The organism is Micromonospora sp. BQ11, from assembly GCF_052068135.1.
GTDB lineage: Bacteria > Actinomycetota > Actinomycetes > Mycobacteriales > Micromonosporaceae > Micromonospora.
Map to the genome: position 1 here is coordinate 169,644 of NZ_JBQHDB010000001.1, position 18,199 is coordinate 187,842.

At 73.8% G+C, this 18,199-nt stretch carries 15 protein-coding genes and 1 pseudogene; 4 read left to right on the top strand and 12 right to left on the bottom strand.

The features are described from left to right. Nucleotides 1-50: 50 nt before the first annotated feature. The 5 genes and pseudogenes from cydC to ACTMSW_RS00925 form a co-directional block, all read right to left on the bottom strand. A pseudogene (gene cydC, locus ACTMSW_RS00905) lies at nucleotides 51-1,862 on the bottom strand (thiol reductant ABC exporter subunit CydC); the annotation flags it as partial. Then, entirely contained in the window at nucleotides 1,808-3,484 is a 1,677-nt protein-coding gene (gene cydD, locus ACTMSW_RS00910; RefSeq protein WP_441178451.1) for a thiol reductant ABC exporter subunit CydD, read from the bottom strand. The pseudogene cydC and the gene cydD, both read right to left, overlap by 55 nt. After that, entirely contained in the window at nucleotides 3,481-4,488 is a 1,008-nt protein-coding gene (locus tag ACTMSW_RS00915) for a cytochrome d ubiquinol oxidase subunit II (RefSeq protein ID WP_441178452.1), read from the bottom strand. The genes cydD and ACTMSW_RS00915 overlap by 4 nt, the downstream gene beginning before the upstream one ends. 9 nt (nucleotides 4,489-4,497) lie before the next feature. Then, nucleotides 4,498-5,754: a cytochrome ubiquinol oxidase subunit I gene (locus tag ACTMSW_RS00920; RefSeq protein ID WP_441178453.1), complete on the bottom strand. Its 1,257-nt coding sequence runs from the start codon at nucleotides 5,752-5,754 to the stop codon at nucleotides 4,498-4,500. A gap of 78 nt (nucleotides 5,755-5,832) precedes the next feature. Next, nucleotides 5,833-6,405, bottom strand: coding sequence for a helix-turn-helix domain-containing protein (locus ACTMSW_RS00925; RefSeq protein ID WP_441178454.1), 573 nt, complete (start codon nucleotides 6,403-6,405; stop codon nucleotides 5,833-5,835). 73 nt (nucleotides 6,406-6,478) lie between these two features. Here ACTMSW_RS00925 and ACTMSW_RS00930 point away from each other — a divergent pair, with 73 nt between their 5' ends. After that, the gene (locus ACTMSW_RS00930; protein WP_441178456.1) at nucleotides 6,479-6,823 is read left to right on the top strand and encodes a hypothetical protein; all 345 of its coding nucleotides are present in this window, start codon (nucleotides 6,479-6,481) and stop codon (nucleotides 6,821-6,823) included. A 3-nt stretch (nucleotides 6,824-6,826) separates the two neighbouring features. Then, nucleotides 6,827-7,738, top strand: coding sequence for an alpha/beta hydrolase (locus ACTMSW_RS00935; RefSeq protein ID WP_441178457.1), 912 nt, complete (start codon nucleotides 6,827-6,829; stop codon nucleotides 7,736-7,738). Nucleotides 7,739-7,784: 46 nt separating this feature from the next. Here the strand turns inward: ACTMSW_RS00935 and ACTMSW_RS00940 are convergent, their stop codons facing one another. The 5 genes from ACTMSW_RS00940 to deoC all read right to left on the bottom strand — a co-directional run bounded on the left by ACTMSW_RS00940 (nucleotide 7,785) and on the right by deoC (nucleotide 12,541). Next, nucleotides 7,785-8,690, bottom strand: coding sequence for a M56 family metallopeptidase (locus tag ACTMSW_RS00940; protein WP_441178458.1), 906 nt, complete (start codon nucleotides 8,688-8,690; stop codon nucleotides 7,785-7,787). Between the two features lie 10 nt (nucleotides 8,691-8,700). Continuing rightward, nucleotides 8,701-9,162: a BlaI/MecI/CopY family transcriptional regulator gene (locus ACTMSW_RS00945; protein WP_441178459.1), complete on the bottom strand. Its 462-nt coding sequence runs from the start codon at nucleotides 9,160-9,162 to the stop codon at nucleotides 8,701-8,703. 166 nt (nucleotides 9,163-9,328) lie between these two features. Beyond that, nucleotides 9,329-10,153 (bottom strand): aldehyde dehydrogenase family protein, encoded by an 825-nt coding sequence (locus ACTMSW_RS00950; RefSeq protein ID WP_441178460.1) that lies wholly within the window; start codon nucleotides 10,151-10,153, stop codon nucleotides 9,329-9,331. Next, entirely contained in the window at nucleotides 10,146-11,576 is a 1,431-nt protein-coding gene (locus ACTMSW_RS00955) for an aldehyde dehydrogenase family protein (RefSeq protein ID WP_441178462.1), read from the bottom strand. Before ACTMSW_RS00955 ends, ACTMSW_RS00950 begins: the two co-directional genes overlap by 8 nt. A 5-nt stretch (nucleotides 11,577-11,581) precedes the next feature. Continuing rightward, complete coding sequence (deoC, locus tag ACTMSW_RS00960) at nucleotides 11,582-12,541, bottom strand: deoxyribose-phosphate aldolase (RefSeq protein WP_441178463.1); 960 nt, start codon at nucleotides 12,539-12,541, stop codon at nucleotides 11,582-11,584. Between the two features lie 122 nt (nucleotides 12,542-12,663). On the opposite strand from deoC, the gene upp reads away from it, so the two are divergent. Together upp and ACTMSW_RS00970 are read left to right on the top strand one after the other, a co-directional pair. Beyond that, nucleotides 12,664-13,296: a uracil phosphoribosyltransferase gene (gene upp / locus ACTMSW_RS00965; protein WP_441178464.1), complete on the top strand. Its 633-nt coding sequence runs from the start codon at nucleotides 12,664-12,666 to the stop codon at nucleotides 13,294-13,296. A gap of 107 nt (nucleotides 13,297-13,403) precedes the next feature. Next, entirely contained in the window at nucleotides 13,404-14,081 is a 678-nt protein-coding gene (locus tag ACTMSW_RS00970) for a GOLPH3/VPS74 family protein (RefSeq protein WP_441178465.1), read from the top strand. A 99-nt stretch (nucleotides 14,082-14,180) separates the two neighbouring features. On the opposite strand, the gene ACTMSW_RS00975 is transcribed toward ACTMSW_RS00970, so the two are convergent. Both ACTMSW_RS00975 and ACTMSW_RS00980 read right to left on the bottom strand, forming a co-directional pair. Further along, a complete protein-coding gene (locus tag ACTMSW_RS00975; RefSeq protein WP_441178466.1) occupies nucleotides 14,181-15,905 on the bottom strand; it encodes a phospho-sugar mutase in 1,725 nt (574 codons plus the stop codon). Nucleotides 15,906-15,953: 48 nt separating this feature from the next. Continuing rightward, nucleotides 15,954-18,017, bottom strand: a complete 2,064-nt coding sequence (locus tag ACTMSW_RS00980) for a serine/threonine-protein kinase (RefSeq protein ID WP_441178467.1) — start codon at nucleotides 18,015-18,017, stop codon at nucleotides 15,954-15,956. Nucleotides 18,018-18,199: the final 182 nt, after the last annotated feature.

The following is an 18,199-nucleotide window of genomic DNA, read 5'->3' on the forward strand; positions in this document are numbered from 1 at the left end:
GTTAAGAAGGGGCCCTTCCTCTACCGCAGGCGTTAAGCGGGGGCCCTTCCTTACGTGCCCAGGGCGAGGTAGCCGCGCTCGGCGGCCTCCTGGAGCTGCCACTGGTCCCGGTACCAGCCGGGAGTGGTCACCAGGTCGGCGTGCCGTCCCCGCTGCACCACCCGGCCGGCGTCGAGCACCACGATCTCGTCCAGCCCGTCGAGCCCGTGCAGCCGGTGGCTGATCAGCAGGACGGAGTGGTCGACCGGGGTGGCGGCGAGGGCGGTGGCGAGGACCGCGTCGGCCGCCGCCGGGTCGAGGCCCTCGGTCGGCTCGTCGAGCACCAGCACCGGTGGCGCGGCGAGGAGCGCGCGGGCCAGGGCCAGCCGTTGCCGTTGGCCGCCGGAGAGCTGCCCGCCCTGCTCACCGACCACGGTCTGCCAGCCGTCGGGCTGCTCGCGTACCCACTCCAGCAGGCCGGCGGCGGCGGTCGCCGCGGCCAGGTCGTCCTCGCCCGCGTCGGACCGCCCGAGCAGCAGGTTCTCCCGGACCGTGGCGTGGAAAACGTACGCCTCGGCGAGCAGCCCACCGACGGCACGGGGCAGTTCCTCGGCCGGGTACGTCCACAGGTCCCGCCCGTCCAGCACGACCCGGCCGCTCTCCGGCCGCACCGCGCCGGTCAGCACGGCCGCCAGGGTGCTCTTGCCGGCGCCGCTCGGCCCGACCACGGCGACCCGCCGGCCCGGCGGCAGGTCGAGGCCGAAGGCGTCCAGCGCGGGCGCGGCACCGGACCGGTACCGGACGGTGACGTCCTCGAACCGGACGTGGTGCGGCTCGTCCAGCGGCACCCCGGCCACGGGAGCCGTGTCGGCCCCGGGTGCCGGAGTCGTGGTCAGGAGGGCGGCGACCCGGGCCAGCCCGGCGCGCAGGCCGGTCCACTGCCGGGCGGCCCCGACCAGCGCCAGGGCGATCTCCACGGCGGCCAGGGTGCCGACCGCCAGGACGCCGACGAGCACCCCGTCCACCCCGGCGGACAGGGCGGCCAGCACCACCGCCCCGGCGGTCAGCCCGGCCACCAGCACGCCGGCGGCGTCCACCGCGAAGCCGGCGACGGCGAGGCGGCGCTCCAGCCGGGCGAGGCGCTGCGCACGACCCTCGGCGGCCCGCAGGGCGTCGCCGGTGGCACCGAAGGCGGCGAGGTCGGCGGCGCCGTGGGTGAGGTCGACCGCGTCGGTGGCCAGCGCACCCCGCAGCGGTGCCAGCTCGGCGGCGGCACGCCGGGTCAGCGCGGTGGCGAGGGCGGGCAGCACCACTCCCGCGACCAGCAGTCCGACGGCGAGCGCGGCGGCGGCGACCGGCGAGACCAGGGCGGCACCGACGATCGCGACGAGGCTGACCAGCGCGGCCCCCGAGGCCGGTACGAGCACCCGCAGCAGCAGGTCCTGGACCGCCTCGACGTCTGAGACGAGTCGGCTCAGCGCGTCGCCGGAGCGCTGCCCGAGGCTGTCGCGCCGCGCGGCGAGCGTGGCGAAGACCCGGGTCCGGACGTCGGTGACCAGCCGCAGTACGGCGTCGTGACCGGCCAGCCGTTCGGTGTAGCGCAGCACGCCCCGCCCGATGGCCAGCGCCCGGACCGCCACGATCGCGACGGTGAGCCGGTCCAGCGGGGGGCGTCCGGCGGCGCTCATCAGCAGCCAGGTGGCGGTGGCCATCAGCGCCAGTGCGGCGAACTCGGTGGCGGCGGCGAGGAGCCCGGCGCCGACCAGCCGGTTCAGGTAGGGCTTCGCGAGCCGCAGCACGGTGCGTTCCGGCGACGTGGTCCGGCCGGTCATCGGGTGGCCTCCCCGGCCGGGGTCGGGGTGAGTTCGGTGACCCGGCCGTCCTCCACCCGCAGGACGCGGTCGGCGTCGGCGAGCAGCGCGGGCCGGTGTGCCACCAGCAGCGCGGTGCGGCCGGCGACCAGCCGACGGGTGGCCTCCAGCACGACCGCCTCCGAGGCGCTGTCCAGTCGGGCGGTCGGTTCGTCGAGCAGCACCACCGGGGCGTCCCGCAGAAACGCACGGGCCAGGGCGACCCGCTGCCGCTGGCCGCTGGACAGGCCGTGGCCGCGTTCGCCGAGGACGGTGGCGAGCCCGTCGGGCAGGCCGGCGACCACCTCGTCCAGCGCGGCGTCTCCGACCGCGCGGGCCAGCGCGTCGTCCGGTGTGTCGGCGGCGCCCAGGCGGATGTTGTCGGCAAGTGTGGCCGCGAAGAGGTGGGCGCGCTGCGGCACCCAGGCCACCTGCCGGCGCCAGCCGTCCGGGTCGGCGTCGGCGAGGTCGAGCCCGTCCACGGTGACACGACCGTCGGTCGGGGTCACGAAGCCGAGCAGCAGGTTGATCAGGGTGCTCTTGCCGGCGCCGCTCGGCCCGACCACCGCGATCCGCTCGCCGGGCCGGATGGTCAGTGTGACGTCGCGGAGGGCGGTGGTCCGCTCGTACGCGACGGTGACCGACTCGAACCGGATCTCGCCCCGCCCGTCCGGCACCGGACGGCCGCCTCCGCCGGCGGGAGCGGGCGCGCCCTCGACGACCTGGAAGGCGTCGTTGAGCGCGGTGAGGCCCTCCATGCTGGCGTGGAAGCGGCTGCCGGCGGTACGGAGCGGGAGGTACGCCTCCGGGGTGAGCAGCAGCACCAGCAGTGCGGTGGAGAGGGTGAGCCCACCGGAGAGCAGCCGGATGCCCACCGGCACCGCGACCAGCGCCACCGACAGGGTGGCGACCAGCTCCAGCACCAGCGCCGACAGGAACGCGATCCGCAGGGTCTTCATCGTGGCCCGGCGGTGCCCGTCGGCCATCCGGCGGACCACGTCCGTCTGGGCGCGGGCGCGGCCGAAGGTCCGCAGCGTGGGCAGCCCGGCGATCATGTCGAGGAAGTGCCCGCCGAGCAGGGAGAGTCGCCGCCACTGGCGTTCCGTGGCGGCCTGCGCCTGCCAGCCGAGCAGCGCGCCGAAGATCGGAATCAGCGGCAGGGTGGCCGCGATGATCAGCGCCGAGCTCCAGTCGGCGACGAAGACCCGCGCCAGCACCGCCACCGGCACGGTCACGCTGAGCACGAGCTGCGGCAGGTACCCGGTGAAGTAGGCGTCCAGCGCGTCCAGCCCGCGCCCGGCGAGGGTGGCGAGCTGGCCGGCCCGCTGCCCGGCGACCCAGCCGGGCCCGTGCCGGCCGACCGCGTCGAGCAGCTGCACGCGCAGCGCCGCCTTGACGGTCGCCGCGATCCGCGCCGACACCGTTCCCTGCGCCCACACCAGCAACGACCGGGCCGCCACCGCCGCCACGAACCCGGCCAGCGCCGGCCGGTCGAGCTGACCCTCGAACGCGGTGGCCAGCAGCGCCGCCAGCGCGGTGGCCTGCGCCACGACCAGTCCGGCGGCGAGCACGCCGAGGAGCGCGAGCACGGCGAGGTCGCGCCGGGCCGCGGGGACCCGGCGCAGCAGACGCGGGTCGAAGGGACGGCGGTTCACCAGTACACCGGTGCCCTGCCGTCGGTCCGTCCCCGGAAAACCCACCAGCACATCGCCTGAAAGCCTAGTAGGGCCGGTACGAGCGGCACCGTCAGCCAACCCAGCAGCCGCAGGGTGGGCTCGCTGGCCGCCGCGTCGGCCACGGTCAGCGAGGCGGCGGGATCGACGGTGGACACCAGCGCGTAGGGCCAGAGGGTCGCCCCGACCAGCACCACCGGCAGCGCCAGGGCCGCCGAGGTGGCGGCGAAGGCGAGTCCCGGCCGCCGCCGGGCGAGCGCCACCCGGGCCCCCAGCAGCGCCGCGACCAGCAACGCCAGCAGGAGTACGCCGACCGCCGGGCGCTGCGCCGCGGCGCGTACGCCCTCGGAGAGCAGGCCCAGCACGGTGGCCGCGCCGACCGCGGCGAGCGCCACCGGGATCAGCCGGCGGGCCAGCCGCCCGGCCGGCGCGGCGTCGGCGACCGGCAGCCGGAGGGTGAGGAACGTCGCACCGTGCGCGGCGACCAGCGCGACCAGGGCCAGCCCGACGCTCGCCGCGAACGGGGTGAAGAGGTGGGTCACCCCGGTCACGTGACCGTCGGCGTGCAGCGGTACGCCCTGGAGCAGCCCGGCGAGCACCGCACCCCACCCGAGGGCGGCCAGCAGGCCGCCCACGGCGACCACCCGGTCCCAGGCCGACCGGGCGCCCGCCCCGGCCGGGCGGCTGCGCAGCTGCACCCCGACGGTCACCAGAATCACCCCGGTCAGCGCGCCGACGACCGCCGGGTAGAGGCCGGAGAGCAGTTCCCCCTCCAGCGTCGGAAACGCTCCGAAGAGGATGCCGACGGCGGCGACGAGCCAGACCTCGTTGCCGAGGAAGAACGGGCCGACCGCGTTCAGGGTGGCCCGCCGGTCGGCCGGTGCGGTCCGGCGGGCCAGCAGCAGGCCGACGCCGTAGTCGTAGCCGCCGAGCACGAGGTACCCGGCGAAGAAGGCCCCGAGCAGGGCGTACCAGGCGAGTTCCACGATCGGCTCCTATCCGGCGAGGACGGTTTCGGGGCGGGCGTCGTCGGCCGGCCGGTGATCGGGCCGGCGGCCGAGCGGAGGATCGGCGGCACCCCGGGCGGCGTGCTTCGCCAGCAGCACCCAGTTGGTGACCGCGAGGGTGCCGAGCAGCAGGGTGAAGCCGATCAGCGAGGCGAGCATCACGCCCGGATCGACCCCGCTGACCGCCCGGTCGGTGGGCAGCAGCCCGTACGCCACCCAGGGCTGCCGGCCGACCTCGCGGGCGATCCAGCCGAGGATCACCGCCACGAAGGGCAGCGGCAGGGCCAGCAGGAGCAACCAGAGCGGGAACCGCAGTCGGATGATCCAGTCCCGCCAGAGCAGGGGGACCAGCAACCACAGCAGGCCGAGCCCGAAACCGATGAGGATCATGAAGCCGAGACCGACGCTGGACAGCGCCGGCGGTTCGTAGTCGCCCGGGCCGAACGTGGTCGTCCACTCGGCGACCAGCGCGTCGGCGGCCGGTGTGCCGCCGAACTTGGTGGGCTGGAGGTCGTTGACCGGGCCGAACTGGGCGAAGCCGAAGCCCTGCACCAGGCTGATCGACACCGCCGCGGTGACCACACCGATCCGCAGCGAGGTGCGGAAGAGGGTGTGGTCCGGCGTACGACGGATCAGGTGCCACGCGCTGACCGCGGCCATCAGCATCCCGCCGGTCAGCAGGGACGCCGCGACCACGTGCCCGAAGGCCATGCCGAAGGTGGGGTTGGCCAGCAGCGCGGAGAAGTCGGTGAGGTGGGCGATCCCGTCCCGGACCTGGTAGCCGACCGGGTTCTGCAACCAGGCGTTGGCCACCATGATCCAGAACGCCGAGGCGTACGCGGTGATCGCCACGCCCCACAGCAGGGCCAGGTGAACGGCCGGGCGGAGCCGGTGCCAGCCGAAGATCCACATGCCGAGGAAGGTCGACTCCAGGAAGAAGGCGACAAGTGTCTCGATCGCCAGGGGCGCCCCGAACACGTTGCCGACGTAGCGCGACAGGCCACTCCAGTTCAGCCCGAACTGGAACTCCATCACCAGGCCGGTGGCGATCCCGAGGACATAGTTGATCACGTAGAGCTGGCCCCAGAACCGGGTCAGCCGCTCCCACTTCGGGTTGCCCGTGACGAACCCGGCGGTCTGCATGCCGACCAGCAGTGTCACCAGGCCGAGGGTGACCACCACGAACAGGAAGTGCAGCGAGGTCGTGGTGGCGAACTGCAGGCGCGCGAGAAGCAGGGTGTCCATGGAGGCTCCACACGTCGACGCTTTCTTGTAGGAAGCCTACACGTAGGTGTTCTACTTATCCGCCCCGAGGCGCTGGCCTCACCCGGGCCGCTCGTCCGTCTCGCCGGCGATCCTCGGCCCGCTCGTCGGCTCCGGCAGCAGGATCGTCGCCAGCAGGCGCCGGGTGCGCCCCGGGCCCGGCCCCGCCTGCGCGTAGGGGCGTACCGCCTCCTGGATCGTCGTGATCACCTGCCGCAACTCGGCATCGGTGGCGTAGAAGCCCGCCATGCGGTAGCCGGCGAGGTCCCGGGCCAGGTCGGCGTCGCCCTCGGCGAGGTAGCGGTCGAAGTCGGCCAGCAGGCCGGCGACGAAGGTGGTGAACGCGACGCGGTGTTCCGCCACGGACATCGCCGCCAGTTCCTCTTCGGTCACCGACGCCCGCTCCGCGCGTAGCCGGAACGTGCGCTCGACCGCGCCGCGCACCCTGCGCTCGGCGGTCACCTCCAGGACGCCGGCGACGACGAGCGTGTTCACCTGGCGGTAGAGCGTCGCCGGTGGCACGTCGGTCAGCACCGCCCGCAGGTCGGCGGTGGTCAGCTCCCGTCCGCCGAGCAGTGCCTGCACGACTCGCAGGCGTACGGGGTGCAGCAGTAGTTCCGCGCTGGTGGTCATCGACACCTCCGGCGGTAACGCTATCATCGGTGATATCGTTATCAAGAATGAGAACGAAAGAAGGAGTGCCGTCATGAGCACCGTCCACGTCACCACCGACCGGGTGCGGATCCGGCTCCGCCCCCTCGAGAAGATCTTCGCGCTGCACGGCGACCTCGACCTGCCGCGCTCGGCCGTCCGCACCGCCGAGGTCCTCACCGACGGCCTGGCCGCCACGCGCGGACTGCGCGCACCCGGCCTGGCGATTCCGGGCTGGATGAAGGTGGGCACCTGGCGCGGCCGGAGTGCCCGGCAGTACGTCGCGGTCCGGCGCGGCGTACCCACGCTCCGGCTGACCCTCGACCGGCAGCGGTACGACACCATCCTGGTCTCCACCCCGGACGCCCACACCGCCGCCGCCGCCCTCAACCGGGAGTAGGACATGCCCGAGACCGACATCACCTTCCGGTCCGCCGGCGCTACGCTTGCCGGCACCATCACCCGCCCGCACGTCGACCGGTCCGTCCCCGGCGTGTTGATCCTCGCCGGTAGCGGGCCCCTGGACCGCGATGGCAACCACCGGCGGCTGCGGCTGGACATCTCCCGCCAGCTCGCCGTCGCCCTGCACGACGCGGGCCTGGCGAGCCTGCGCTACGACAAACGAGGCGCCGGTGCCAGCAGCGGCACCTTCCTCGCCACCGGCCTGCACGACAACGTCGCCGACGCCCGCGCCGCCCTCGGCACCCTGCGCGCCCGACCCGGCGTCGACCCGGACCGGTTGTTCGTCCTGGGCCACAGCGAAGGCGCCGTCGTGACCATCGCCCTGCTGGCCGGCGACACCCCGCCGGTCGCCGGCGCGGTCCTGCTCTCGCCCACCGCCCGCTCCGGCGCCGAGGTGCTGCGCTGGCAGGCCGACCAGGTGGCCCACGACCTGCCGGCACCGGTAGGCGCGGTGCTGCGCCTGCTGCGCGTCGACCTCCGCGCACGGGTGGCACGCAACCACGAGCGGCTACGCGCGAGCACCGGTGACGTCGCCCGTCTCGGCGGGGTACGGGTCAACGCCCGCTGGTTTCGTGAGTTCATGGCGCACGACCCGACGCCCGACCTCGCCCGCCTCGGCGTACCCGTCCTCGCCCTGGCCGGCGGCAAGGACCTGCAGGCGCCACCGCAGGACTTGGACGTCATCGGCACGATGCTGGGTGACCGTGCGCGAACCGTCCTGATCGACGACCTCAGCCACATTCTGCGCAGCCAGCCCGGCCCGCCGACCCTGCGCAGCTACCGCCGCGACGTCGTCCGGCCCGTCGACACCCGCGTCCTCACCGCGGTCGTCGACTGGCTGGGTCAGCACTGAGCCCGTCGGCCCGTTCCGGTGGCCGACGCCGTGTCCGGCGGGCGGGTCAGCTCAGGAAGAGGGAGACCGGCAGCGCGACCAGGGTGCCCGCGACGGCCAGCGCGACGGCCCCGACGACCCGGGGCGGGCGGTCGGCCACCAGCAGCCGCTGGACCCGGACGTCCAGATCCCGGTCGCCCATGCCGAGCGCGCCGGCCGGGGTGACCCGGTTGCCGGCGGCGGCGAAGCGACGCAGCGCCCCGGCCAGTGGAGCCTCGGCGTGCACCGCACGCGCCTTGTCGTCGGCCCGCATCTCCACCAGCAGGGCCACCCGCTCGTGTGCCCGGCGTACCCAGCCGAACCACGGCAGCGCCCGGCAGAGCGCGGTGAACGGCAGCAGCACGAGGTCGTGACGCTCCTGCGCGTGCGCCCGCTCGTGGGTGAGCACGGCGTCCAGTTCGGCACGGTCCAGCAGGTCGAGCGTCCCCGCGCTGACCACCACCCGCGGCCGCACGCCCGGCAGGCAGTACGCCGCCGCGCTCGGGTGGTCGAGCACCAGCGCGCCGGGGATGGTGGGGTCCTTCCGGGCCACCAGGGAGAGCAGGTCCCGGTGCCGGCGCTGGGCGCGTACCGCGGCGTTGATGCTGCGTACCGTGGTGGTCAGCAGCACCGCGCCGATGCCGAAGCCGACGCCGACCAGCCCGAGGTGCGCGGCGCCCAGCCCGACCGGCAGCGTGCCGTGGGCGAGATCGTCGACCAGGGCCAGCAGGGCGCTGCCGGTCGGCCGGTCGTACGCGGTCAGGCCCAGCGCCATCGGCAGCCCCATCGCGGACAACCCCAGGGCCAGCCCGACCGCCTGCCAGCAGACGATCGCGACCCGGGGGGCCCGCCACGTCCAGGTGGACCGGGCCAGCACCTGCGCGACCAGCCAGCAGGCCAGCATCGTGACGCCGAAGTGCACCGCGAAGGCCATGGCCGCCGCCCTACCGGTCCACTGCCTCGTCGGTGCGCCGGCCCCGGCCGGCGTGCGGGTCCTCGACCCGGTCGGACAGTCCGCCGGTGCCGTCGGCGGGCTCGCTCAACCCGGCCTCGGCACCGAGCGCCGCGCGGAGCACGTCCGCCTCGGTGCCGGTCACCGACCGGGCGAAGCGGACGAGCGCCGCGTCCCGGCTGCCGCCGAGGTCGAGCGCGTCAAGCATGAGCTGGGCGATGTACGCCTCCCGGCTGGCCGCCGCCCGGTACCGCCACGCACGGCCCTCGCGTTCGCGCTGGACCATGCCCTTGCCGGCGAGCCGGTCCAGCACCGTCATGACGGTGGTGTACGCCAGCTCACGCCCGTCCAGGGCGTCCGCGACCTCGCGGACGGTGACACCGTCCGACGTGCCCGGGACCGAGTCCCACAGCACGTCCATCACCGCACGCTCAAGATCGCCCAACCGAGTCACGCCGTCAATCCTACCCCTCGTAGTAGACCCACCCCCACCCCGCCGCCCACCCCCCACGTGCTCCCCACCCCACCCCACGTGCAGTTTCAGAGAAAGAGTGGCCATCAGCGCGGAAATGGCGACACTTTCCCCGAAACTGCGGGCGGGGCGGGCGGGGTGGGTGGGGTTAGACGCCCTTGGGGTGCCAGACGGTCTTTGTCTCCAGGAGGGTCGTCATGCGGGTGATCCCGGGGTCGGCGGTCCAGTCGTGGTCGGCCGGGGCGGGCCGGAGCACCCGCTTCAGGTTCTCCGCGGCCTTGACCTCCAGGTCGGCCGCCAGGTCGGCGTCGGTCACCCCGGACAGGTCGATCGCGTTGACGTCCATGTGGCTCGCCAGCGTCGGCGCGGTCTCGGCGATCCGGCCGGTCAGGATGTTGACCACCCCGCCGGGCAGGTCGGAGGTGGCCAGCACCTCGGCCAGGGTCACCGCCGCCAGCGGTGCCGACGGTGAGGCCGCCACGACCGCCGTGTTGCCGGTGACGATCGCCGGGGCGATCACGCTGACCAGGCCGAGCAGCGCCGGGGACTCCGGGGCCACCGCGGCCACCACGCCGGTCGGCTCGGGCGAGGACAGGTTGAAGTACGGGCCGGCGACCGGGTTGGCGCCGCCGTACACCTGCGAGAGCTTGTCGGACCAGCCGGCGTACCAGACCCAGCGGTCGATCGCCGCGTCGACCTCGTCGGCGGGAGCGCCCAGGGCCACGAACTGCTCGCGGCGTCCCTCCAGCATCTCGGCCACCCGGTAGAGGATCTGACCCCGGTTGTACGCGGTCGCCCCGGCCCACCCCTTGACGGCGGCCCGGGCGGCGACGACGGCGTCCCGCGCGTCCTTGCGGGAGGCCAGGGAGACATTCGCGTCCTGCACGAGATACGACCGTCCCGACTCGCTGCGCGGGAACTTCCCGCCGATGAAGAGCTTGTACGTCTTGCGTACCGCGACCCGCTCAGACATTGAGGTAGCCCTCCAGCCCGTGCCGGCCGCCCTCGCGACCGTAGCCCGACTCCTTGTAGCCGCCGAACGGCGAGGTGGGGTCGAACTTGTTGAACGTGTTGGCCCACACCACCCCGGCGCGGAGCCGGTCGGCCATCCACAGGATCCGGGAGCCCTTGTCGGTCCAGATACCGGCCGACAGCCCGTACGGCGTGTTGTTGGCCTTCTCCACGGCCTCGGCCGGGGTGCGGAAGGTCAGCACGGACAGCACCGGCCCGAAGATCTCCTCGCGGGCGATGCGGTGTGCCTGGGTCACGCCGGTGAAGATGGTCGGCGCGAACCAGAACCCGCGATCGGGCAGCTCGCACGGCGGTGACCAGCGCTCGGCGCCCTCCGCGGACCCGGCGTCGGACAGCTCGCGGATCCGCTCCAGCTGGGCGGCGGAGTTGATCGCGCCGATGTCGGTGTTCTTGTCCAGCGGGTCGCCGACGCGCAGCTGCGCCATCCGGCGCTTGAGCGACTCCAGCAACCGGTCGGCCACGGACTCCTGGATCAGCAGCCGGGAGCCGGCGCAGCAGACGTGCCCCTGGTTGAAGAAGATGCCGTTGACGATCCCCTCGACGGCCTGGTCGATCGGGGCGTCGTCGAAGACGATGTTGGCGGCCTTGCCGCCCAGCTCCAGGGTGAGCTTCTTGCGGGTGCCGGCGACCGACCGGGCGATGGCCCGGCCGACCTCGGTGGAGCCGGTGAAGGCCACCTTGTCCACGCCCGCGTGCTCGACCAGGGCGCGACCGGTGTCGCCGGCCCCGGTGACGATGTTGACGACGCCGGGCGGCAGGTCCGCCTGCTGGCAGATCTCCGCGAAGAGCAGCGCGGTCAGCGGGGTCGTCTCGGCCGGCTTCAGCACCACCGTGTTGCCGGCCGCGAGCGCCGGGGCGATCTTCCAGGACAGCATCAGCAGCGGGAAGTTCCACGGGATGACCTGCGCGGCCACACCGATCGGGCGCGGGTTCGCACCGAAACCGGCGTGCTCCAGCTTGTCCGCCCAGCCGGCGTAGTAGAAGAAGTGCGCGGCGACCAACGGCAGGTCGACGTCGCGGGACTCCTTGATCGGCTTGCCGTTGTCCAGGGACTCCAGCACCGCCAGCTCGCGGGAGCGCTCCTGGATGATCCGGGCGATCCGGAACAGGTACTTGGCCCGGTCCCGGCCCGCCATCGGACCCCACACCGTCTCGTACGCCTGACGCGCCGCGCGGACCGCGCGGTCCACGTCCTGCGCGCCGGCCTCGGCGACGTCGGCCAGGACCTCCTCGGAGGCCGGGTTGATCGACTTGAAGCTGCCACCGTCGGTCGGGTCGACGAACCGCCCGTCGATGAACAGTCCGTAGGAGGGCTTGAGGTCCACCACCGAGCGGGACTCGGGGGCGGGCGCGTATTCGAACATCACTCTCAGTCCAGGGTGAAGTAGTCGGGACCGGAGTAGACGCCGGTCGTCAGCTTGGTCCGCTGCATGAGCAGGTCGTTGAGCAGGCTGGACGCGCCGAACCGGAACCAGGCCGGGTCCAGCCAGTCCGCGCCGACGGTCTCGTTGACCATCACCAGGTACTTGATCGCGTCCTTGGTGGTCTTGATGCCGCCGGCCGGCTTCACGCCGACCTGAACGCCGGTGGCGGCGCGGAAGTCGCGGACCGCCTCCAGCATCACCAGGGTCACCGGGAGCGTCGCGGCCACCGGGACCTTGCCGGTGGAGGTCTTGATGAAGTCGCCGCCGGCGAGCATGGCCAGCCAGGAGGCGCGGCGCACGTTGTCGTACGTGGCCAGCTCGCCGGTCTCCAGGATCACCTTGAGGTGGGCGTCCCCGCAGGCTTCCTTGGTGGCCACGATCTCGTCGTAGACCTCCTTGTAGCGCCCGGCCAGGAACGCGCCCCGGTTGATCACCATGTCGATCTCGTCGGCACCGGCCTCGACGGCGGCCCGGGTGTCGGCGAGCTTGATCTCCAGCGGGGCCTGCCCGGACGGGAACGCGGTCGCCACGCTGGCCAGGTGTACGCCACTGCCGCGCAGCACCTCGGCCACGTACGGGACCATCGCCGGGTAGACGCAGACCGCGCCGACGTGCGGGCAGCTCGGGTCGGCCGGGTCGGGGCGCAGAGCCTTCGCCGCGAGTGCCCGCACCTTGCCGGGGGTGTCCGCCCCCTCCAGGGTGGTCAGGTCGACCATCCGGATGGCCAGGTCGATCGCCTGGGCCTTGGCGGTGGTCTTGATGGAGCGGGTGCCGAGCTGTGCCGCCCGCTGCTCCGCGCCGACCTGGTCCACGCCGGGCAGGCCGTGCAGGAAGGTCCGCAGAGCGGTCTCGGATCGTCCCAGCTCGGAGAGCTCCGACCGGGCCGACGTCGCTGTCGCCGTCATGCCCCGAAGTCTACGCATCCACCGGGTGAGTGATCTTGGTCACTTCGGCGGCCGGTGAGCGATGTCGCTGGTCCGGCCACACCGCCCGTGCCCCGGGCGACGGGCGGGTAGGTTGAGCGACCGTGGACGTACACGTCATTGACCACCCGCTGGCCCAGTCGCGGCTGACCGCCATGCGGGACGCGCGCACCGATTCCTCCTCGTTCCGGGCGGCGCTGCACGAACTCACCACCATGCTGGTGTACGAGGCCGCCCGCTCCTTCCCGATCGAGACGTACCCGGTGGAGACCCCCGTCACCGGCACCCAGGGCACCCGGCTGGCCAACCCGCCGCTGCTGGTGCCGGTGCTGCGGGCGGGTCTCGGCATGGCCGACGCCGCGCTGGGTCTGCTGCCGGAGTCGTCGATGGGCTTCGTGGGCCTCGCCCGCGACGAGGAGACGTACGAGCCGCGCGCGTACATGGAGTCGCTGCCCCGCGACCTGTCCGGCCTGCCGGTGCTGGTGCTCGACCCGATGCTGGCCACCGGCGGCTCGCTGGAGCACTGCTGCCGGCTCCTGGCCGACCGGGGCTGCACCGACATCACCGTGCTGTGCGTGCTCGCCGCACCGGTCGGCATCGAGCGGCTGGAGCGGTCCGGCCTGCCGTTGCGCCTGGTCACCGCCTCCATCGACGAGGGCCTGAACGACCGGATGTTCATCGTCCCGGGCCTCGGCGACGCCGGCGACCGGCAGTTCGGCGGCATGCCCCGGTTCTGACGCCGGCTCCCGGCCCGCCGGTCCGCCCGGCGGGCCGTCGTCGTGTCCCGGACGGTCAGGCGCGTTGCCGCGCGGGAAGACACCCCCACCCGCTACCGTCTCGGGCCATGACTGGTGTTGCGCTCGCCGAAGAGCTGCTGCTGTTGGCGTACGACGATGAGACCGGCAAGGCGACCATGCCCCGGATCAGCCTCGACCTGGGCATGGCGGCGGCCGTGCTGGTGGAACTGGCGCTGGCCGGCCGGATCGCGTACGCCGACGGCTCCCTGGCGGCGATCGACCCGACGCCGGTCGGCGAGCCGATCCTGGACGCGGTCCTCGCCCGGATCGTCGACGACACCCCGCACAGCCCGTCCTCCTGGGTGCAGCGCCTGCGCCACGGCCTGCGCGACCGCATCCTCGGTGACCTGGTGGGGCGTGGCCTGGTCCGCGACGTCGAGGAGACCGAACTGGGCTTCATCGTGGTGCACCGGTACCCGGCGGCCGACCTGTCGGTGGAGCAGGACAGCCGGCGCCGGCTGGGGGAGGCGCTCGCCGACGGGCAGCTTCCCGACGAGCGCACGGCCGCACTGGCCACCCTGGTCGCGGTGCTGAGGATGGAGCCGGCACTCGGCCTGACCGGCGAGGCCGCCGTCGACGCCCACCGCCGGCTTGAGGAGATCGCCGGCGGCGCGGGCTTCTCCGGCAACGTCAGCCTCGACGACTCGGTGGTCCGTCCCAGCGTCGGCCTGGTCGTCGCCGCTCTCGCCCGCGCCGTGGACCAGGCCCTCGGCAAGCGCCCCTGACCCGCGCCCCGCCCGGGGTGCAAGGAAGGGCCCCTTCTTAACACTCGGTGTTAAGAAGGGGCCCTTCCTCTACCGCAGGCGTTAAGCGGGGGCCCTTCCTTACAGGCCCAGTGCGGTGGCGATCTCGGTGCGCAGCGCGGCGACGGCGGCCTCCGCGCGGGTGCGGGCGGCGGCCACGTCGCCGTCCGCGACCGGCTCCACCACCTCCAGGTACGCCTTCAGCTTCGGCTCGGTGCCCGACGGGCGGATCACCACACGGGCCGCCCCGGTACGGAGGATCACCACGTCCGCCTCGGGGAGCAGGTCCTGTGCCTCGGTGACCGGCTGCCCGAGCAGGGCGGTCGGCGTGGCGGCGCGGACGCGGGCCATCGCGTCGGCGATCACCCGCAGGTCGTCCACCCGTACCGACAGCTGATCGGTGAGGTGCACGCCGAACTCGGCGGCCAACTCGTCCAGCCGGTCGGTGAGCGTGCGACCCCGCGCCTTGAGGCCGGCTGCCAGCTCGGCAACGGTCAGCGCCGCGGTGATGCCGTCCTTGTCGCGGACGTGGCCCGGGGCGACGCAGTAGCCGAGCGCCTCCTCGTAGCCGAAGACCAGCGGCTCGGCACCGCCGCCGGCCCGCACGATCCACTTGAACCCGGTCAACGTCTCGTCGTACGGCAGGCCCCGGGCGGCGCACATCGCCCGCAGCAGGGACGACGACACGATCGTGGTGGCGTACAGGCCGGTGACGCCCCGTCGCATCAGGTGGTCGGCCAGCAGCACGCCCACCTCGTCGCCGCGCAGCATCCGCCATCCGGGACGGGTCGGGTCCGTACCGCCCGGGCCGGCGACCTCGCCGGAGGCGCTGGCCGCGCGGTCGGTCTCCCGTACCACCACCGCGCACCGGTCCGCGTCCGGGTCGTTGGCGATGGCGATGTCCGCGCCGGTGGTCTCGGCGAGCGCGACGAGGCGGTCCACCGCGCCCGGCTCCTCCGGGTTGGGGAAGGAGACGGTGGGGAACCGTGGGTCCGGCTCGGCCTGCTCGGGCACCACGCCGGGGACCGGAAAGCCGGCCCGGGTGAACGCGGCGGTGAGCACGGCGGCGCCGACGCCGTGCAACGGCGTGTACGCGACGTTGAGGTCACGCGGGCCGCCCGGGTCGATCACCGCGACAGCACGCTCCACGTACGACGTGGCCAAATCGTCGCCGAGCATCTGCCCGGGCGGACCGAGCGGCACCTCGGTCAGCGGGCCGACGGCCCGGATCGCGGCCTCGATGCCGGCGTCGGCCGGCGGCACGATCTGCGCACCCGCCCCCAGCTCACCGCCGAGCTGGGCGCCGAGGTAGACCTTGTAGCCGTTGTCCTGCGGCGGGTTGTGGCTGGCGGTCACCATCACGCCGGCGACCGCGTCGAGCTTGCGCACCGCGTACGCGAGCACCGGCGTGGGCAGCGGCCCGGGCAGCAGCAGCGCTGGCCGACCCGCGCCGGTGGCCACCTGGGCGGTGCGCTCGGCGAACTCCCGGGAGCCGCGCCGGGCGTCGTACCCGATCACCAGCGGACCGGACCCGCCCTGGGCGTCGAGCCAGCCGACGAGCCCGGCGGCGGCCTGCGTGACCACCGCGAGGTTCATGCCGTTCGGACCGGCCCGGAGCGGGCCGCGCAGCCCGGCGGTGCCGAAGGTCAGCGGGCCGGCGAAGCGGTCGGCCAGTTCCGGTGCGCTCGCCGGCAGCTGGTCGAGCACCGCCCGGAGTTCCTCCCGGCTGGCCGGGTCGGGATCGTCCTCGACCCAGCGTCGGGCCCGCTCGCGAATGTCGTCGATGTCAGTGGTGTCCGCCGGCATGCCTCTTGATAGCACGCCGCCGGATCACCCGGGCGGTTCGCCCTCGACTCAGCCGGCCTCGGTGAGCTGGAACGTCTTCACCATCTCGTCGAAGATCGGCCTGCTCTCCTCGAACTTCACGTCGTTGGAGGTGAGGTAGAAGGAGTACGCCCTGCCGTCGTGCACGACACCCCGCCACACGCCGTGGCGCTTGGCGTCGCCCTCGCCGCAGGTGTACTCGAATTCGGCGGCCGGCATGCCCGCCAGGGGCACCTCGTCCTTGCGATCGACCTGCGCGTACGGCTTCGTGCAGGACTTCGAGCGGCTCCGCAGCCCCTCCTCCGCGACCTCGGACCAGCGCACCGAGGTGGTGCTGAACTTCTCCACCAGGATCCGCACCTTACGGCCGTCGTCCTCGGGGTCGACGTAGTCGACCCAGTCGCCCGCGCTCTTGCGCTGCCAGCCCTTGGGCACCATCACGCGAACGCCCTTGGCGGAGTGCTCCACCATCTCCGGGACGGCACCGGCCGGAGCCGGGGTGGTCGACCCGGCCTGCGGTGCGGGCGGCGCCGGGTCGTCGCCGTCGCTGAACAGGACCACCGACCCCAGCAGCAGCAGGACGACCAGGCCGCCGGCCGCGGCGAGCTGGACCTTGCGCGGCCAGCCCTGGACGGTGGCGACCAGACGGCCACCGGCGCCACGCAGGCGGTCGACCGCCCCGCCGCCGGAGCCGCCGGGGGTGGACGCGGCGGCCGGCGCGGTCCACGCCTGACCGGTGCCCGGCACCGACCACTGACCACCGCCGTACGCGCCGCCGATCCGCTGGGTGGCCTCCGGCTGCCCGTACGTCACCGGCTGGGTGGCGTCCGGCCGGCCGCCGCCGATGCGCTGGGTGGTGTCGGAACCGCTGATCCGCTGGGTGGTGTCGGAACCGCCGTAGGTGCGGCCGGTGGTCGGTGCGGCGGGGCCGGGCGGTGCCGGTATCGCGCCGGTGGGGGTGTGCAGCGGGCCGGCCAGCGCGTCGGCGCTGGTGTCGTCCATCGCGTTCGTGCCTGCCGCGGCGGTCTTCGGCCGGTCACCGCGGCGCAGCGCGGCCAGCCGGTCGGTCAGCGACTCGCCCTCGGCGAGCATCGCGCGCCCGCCGATGTGGCCGCTCGGCTTCGGCTCCGGGGCCGCCGGTGGCGGGGTCGGCACCGGCCGCTGCACCGGCACCACCGAATAGGGGTCGGTCACCGAGTTCACCGCGGCGGCGGTGCTGGTCAACGGGCCGGCCAGCAGCTCACGGAGCATGGCCCGGGCGGTGTGCACGTCCAGCCGGCGGGCCGGGTCCTTCTCCAGCAGGCCCATGAGCACGCGCGTCAGCGGGCCGCTGCGCTGCGGCGGGGCCGGCGGGTCCTCGACGACGGCGTGCATCGTCTCGATCGGGTCGCCCTTGTCGAACGGGGGTCGGCCCTCCACCGCCGTGTAGAGGGTCACGCCGAGGGAGAACAGGTCGCTGGGGGGCCCGAAGTCCTGGCCCATCGCCCGCTCCGGAGAGATGAAGTGCGGCGAGCCGAGCACCATTCCGGGGGTGGTGAGCTGCACGTCGGTCGGCATCCGGGCGACGCCGAAGTCGGTCAGCACGCAGCGGCCGTCGGAGCAGATCAGCACGTTGGCCGGCTTGACGTCGCGGTGCAGCACGCCGATCGCGTGCGCCACCTCCAGCGCGCCGAGCAGCGCGATGCCGATCTTGGCCACCACCCGCTGCGCGACCGGGCCGTCCTCGATCACCATGTCGGCGAGGCTGCGGGCGTCCAGCAGCTCCATCACGATCCAGGGCCGCCCGCCCTCGGTGACCACGTCGTACACCTGCACCACGGCCGGGTGCTGGATCGCGGCGGCGGCGCGCGCCTCGCGGAGGGTGCGCTCGTACATGGCGTCGCGGTCGCTCGGGGCGAGCCCCGGCGGCAGCACGACCTCCTTGACGGCCACGTCACGACGCAACAGCGTGTCTGTGGCACGCCAGACCGTGCCCATGCCCCCGTTGCCCACGGAGGAGCGCAACGAGTACCGCCCACCGATGGTGGTGCCGGGTGTCGCGCGGCCGTTGGAGGGACTGACTGGTCCGCCGCTCCACGTCGGGATCTGAGTCACAGAAGAGCCACCGGGGGAAATCGAGGGGGCTGGGACACAACCCCCCTATCTTGCTGGTTCCGACCCTCGATGCGAAAGCCGACGCGGCGGACGTTTACCGAACTCGACAGTACGTGCCCAGCCGTTCACCTCCGGTCGACCTTCGCGGACGCGCTGTGCGGAATCCCTCACCCGTCGAGGCG

Coding starts and splice junctions, on each gene's coding strand:
- ACTMSW_RS00940 (WP_441178458.1), bottom strand. CDS start 8,690: ATGGCCTTCGCGGTGCACTTCGGCGTCACGATGCTGGCCTGCTGGCTG.
- ACTMSW_RS00950 (WP_441178460.1), bottom strand. CDS start 10,153: ATGTCTGAGCGGGTCGCGGTACGCAAGACGTACAAGCTCTTCATCGGC.
- deoC (WP_441178463.1), bottom strand. CDS start 12,541: ATGACGGCGACAGCGACGTCGGCCCGGTCGGAGCTCTCCGAGCTGGGA.
- ACTMSW_RS00955 (WP_441178462.1), bottom strand. CDS start 11,576: ATGTTCGAATACGCGCCCGCCCCCGAGTCCCGCTCGGTGGTGGACCTC.
- ACTMSW_RS00935 (WP_441178457.1), top strand. CDS start 6,827: ATGCCCGAGACCGACATCACCTTCCGGTCCGCCGGCGCTACGCTTGCC.
- ACTMSW_RS00975 (WP_441178466.1), bottom strand. CDS start 15,905: ATGCCGGCGGACACCACTGACATCGACGACATTCGCGAGCGGGCCCGA.
- ACTMSW_RS00920 (WP_441178453.1), bottom strand. CDS start 5,754: ATGGACACCCTGCTTCTCGCGCGCCTGCAGTTCGCCACCACGACCTCG.
- ACTMSW_RS00970 (WP_441178465.1), top strand. CDS start 13,404: ATGACTGGTGTTGCGCTCGCCGAAGAGCTGCTGCTGTTGGCGTACGAC.
- ACTMSW_RS00930 (WP_441178456.1), top strand. CDS start 6,479: ATGAGCACCGTCCACGTCACCACCGACCGGGTGCGGATCCGGCTCCGC.
- ACTMSW_RS00925 (WP_441178454.1), bottom strand. CDS start 6,405: ATGACCACCAGCGCGGAACTACTGCTGCACCCCGTACGCCTGCGAGTC.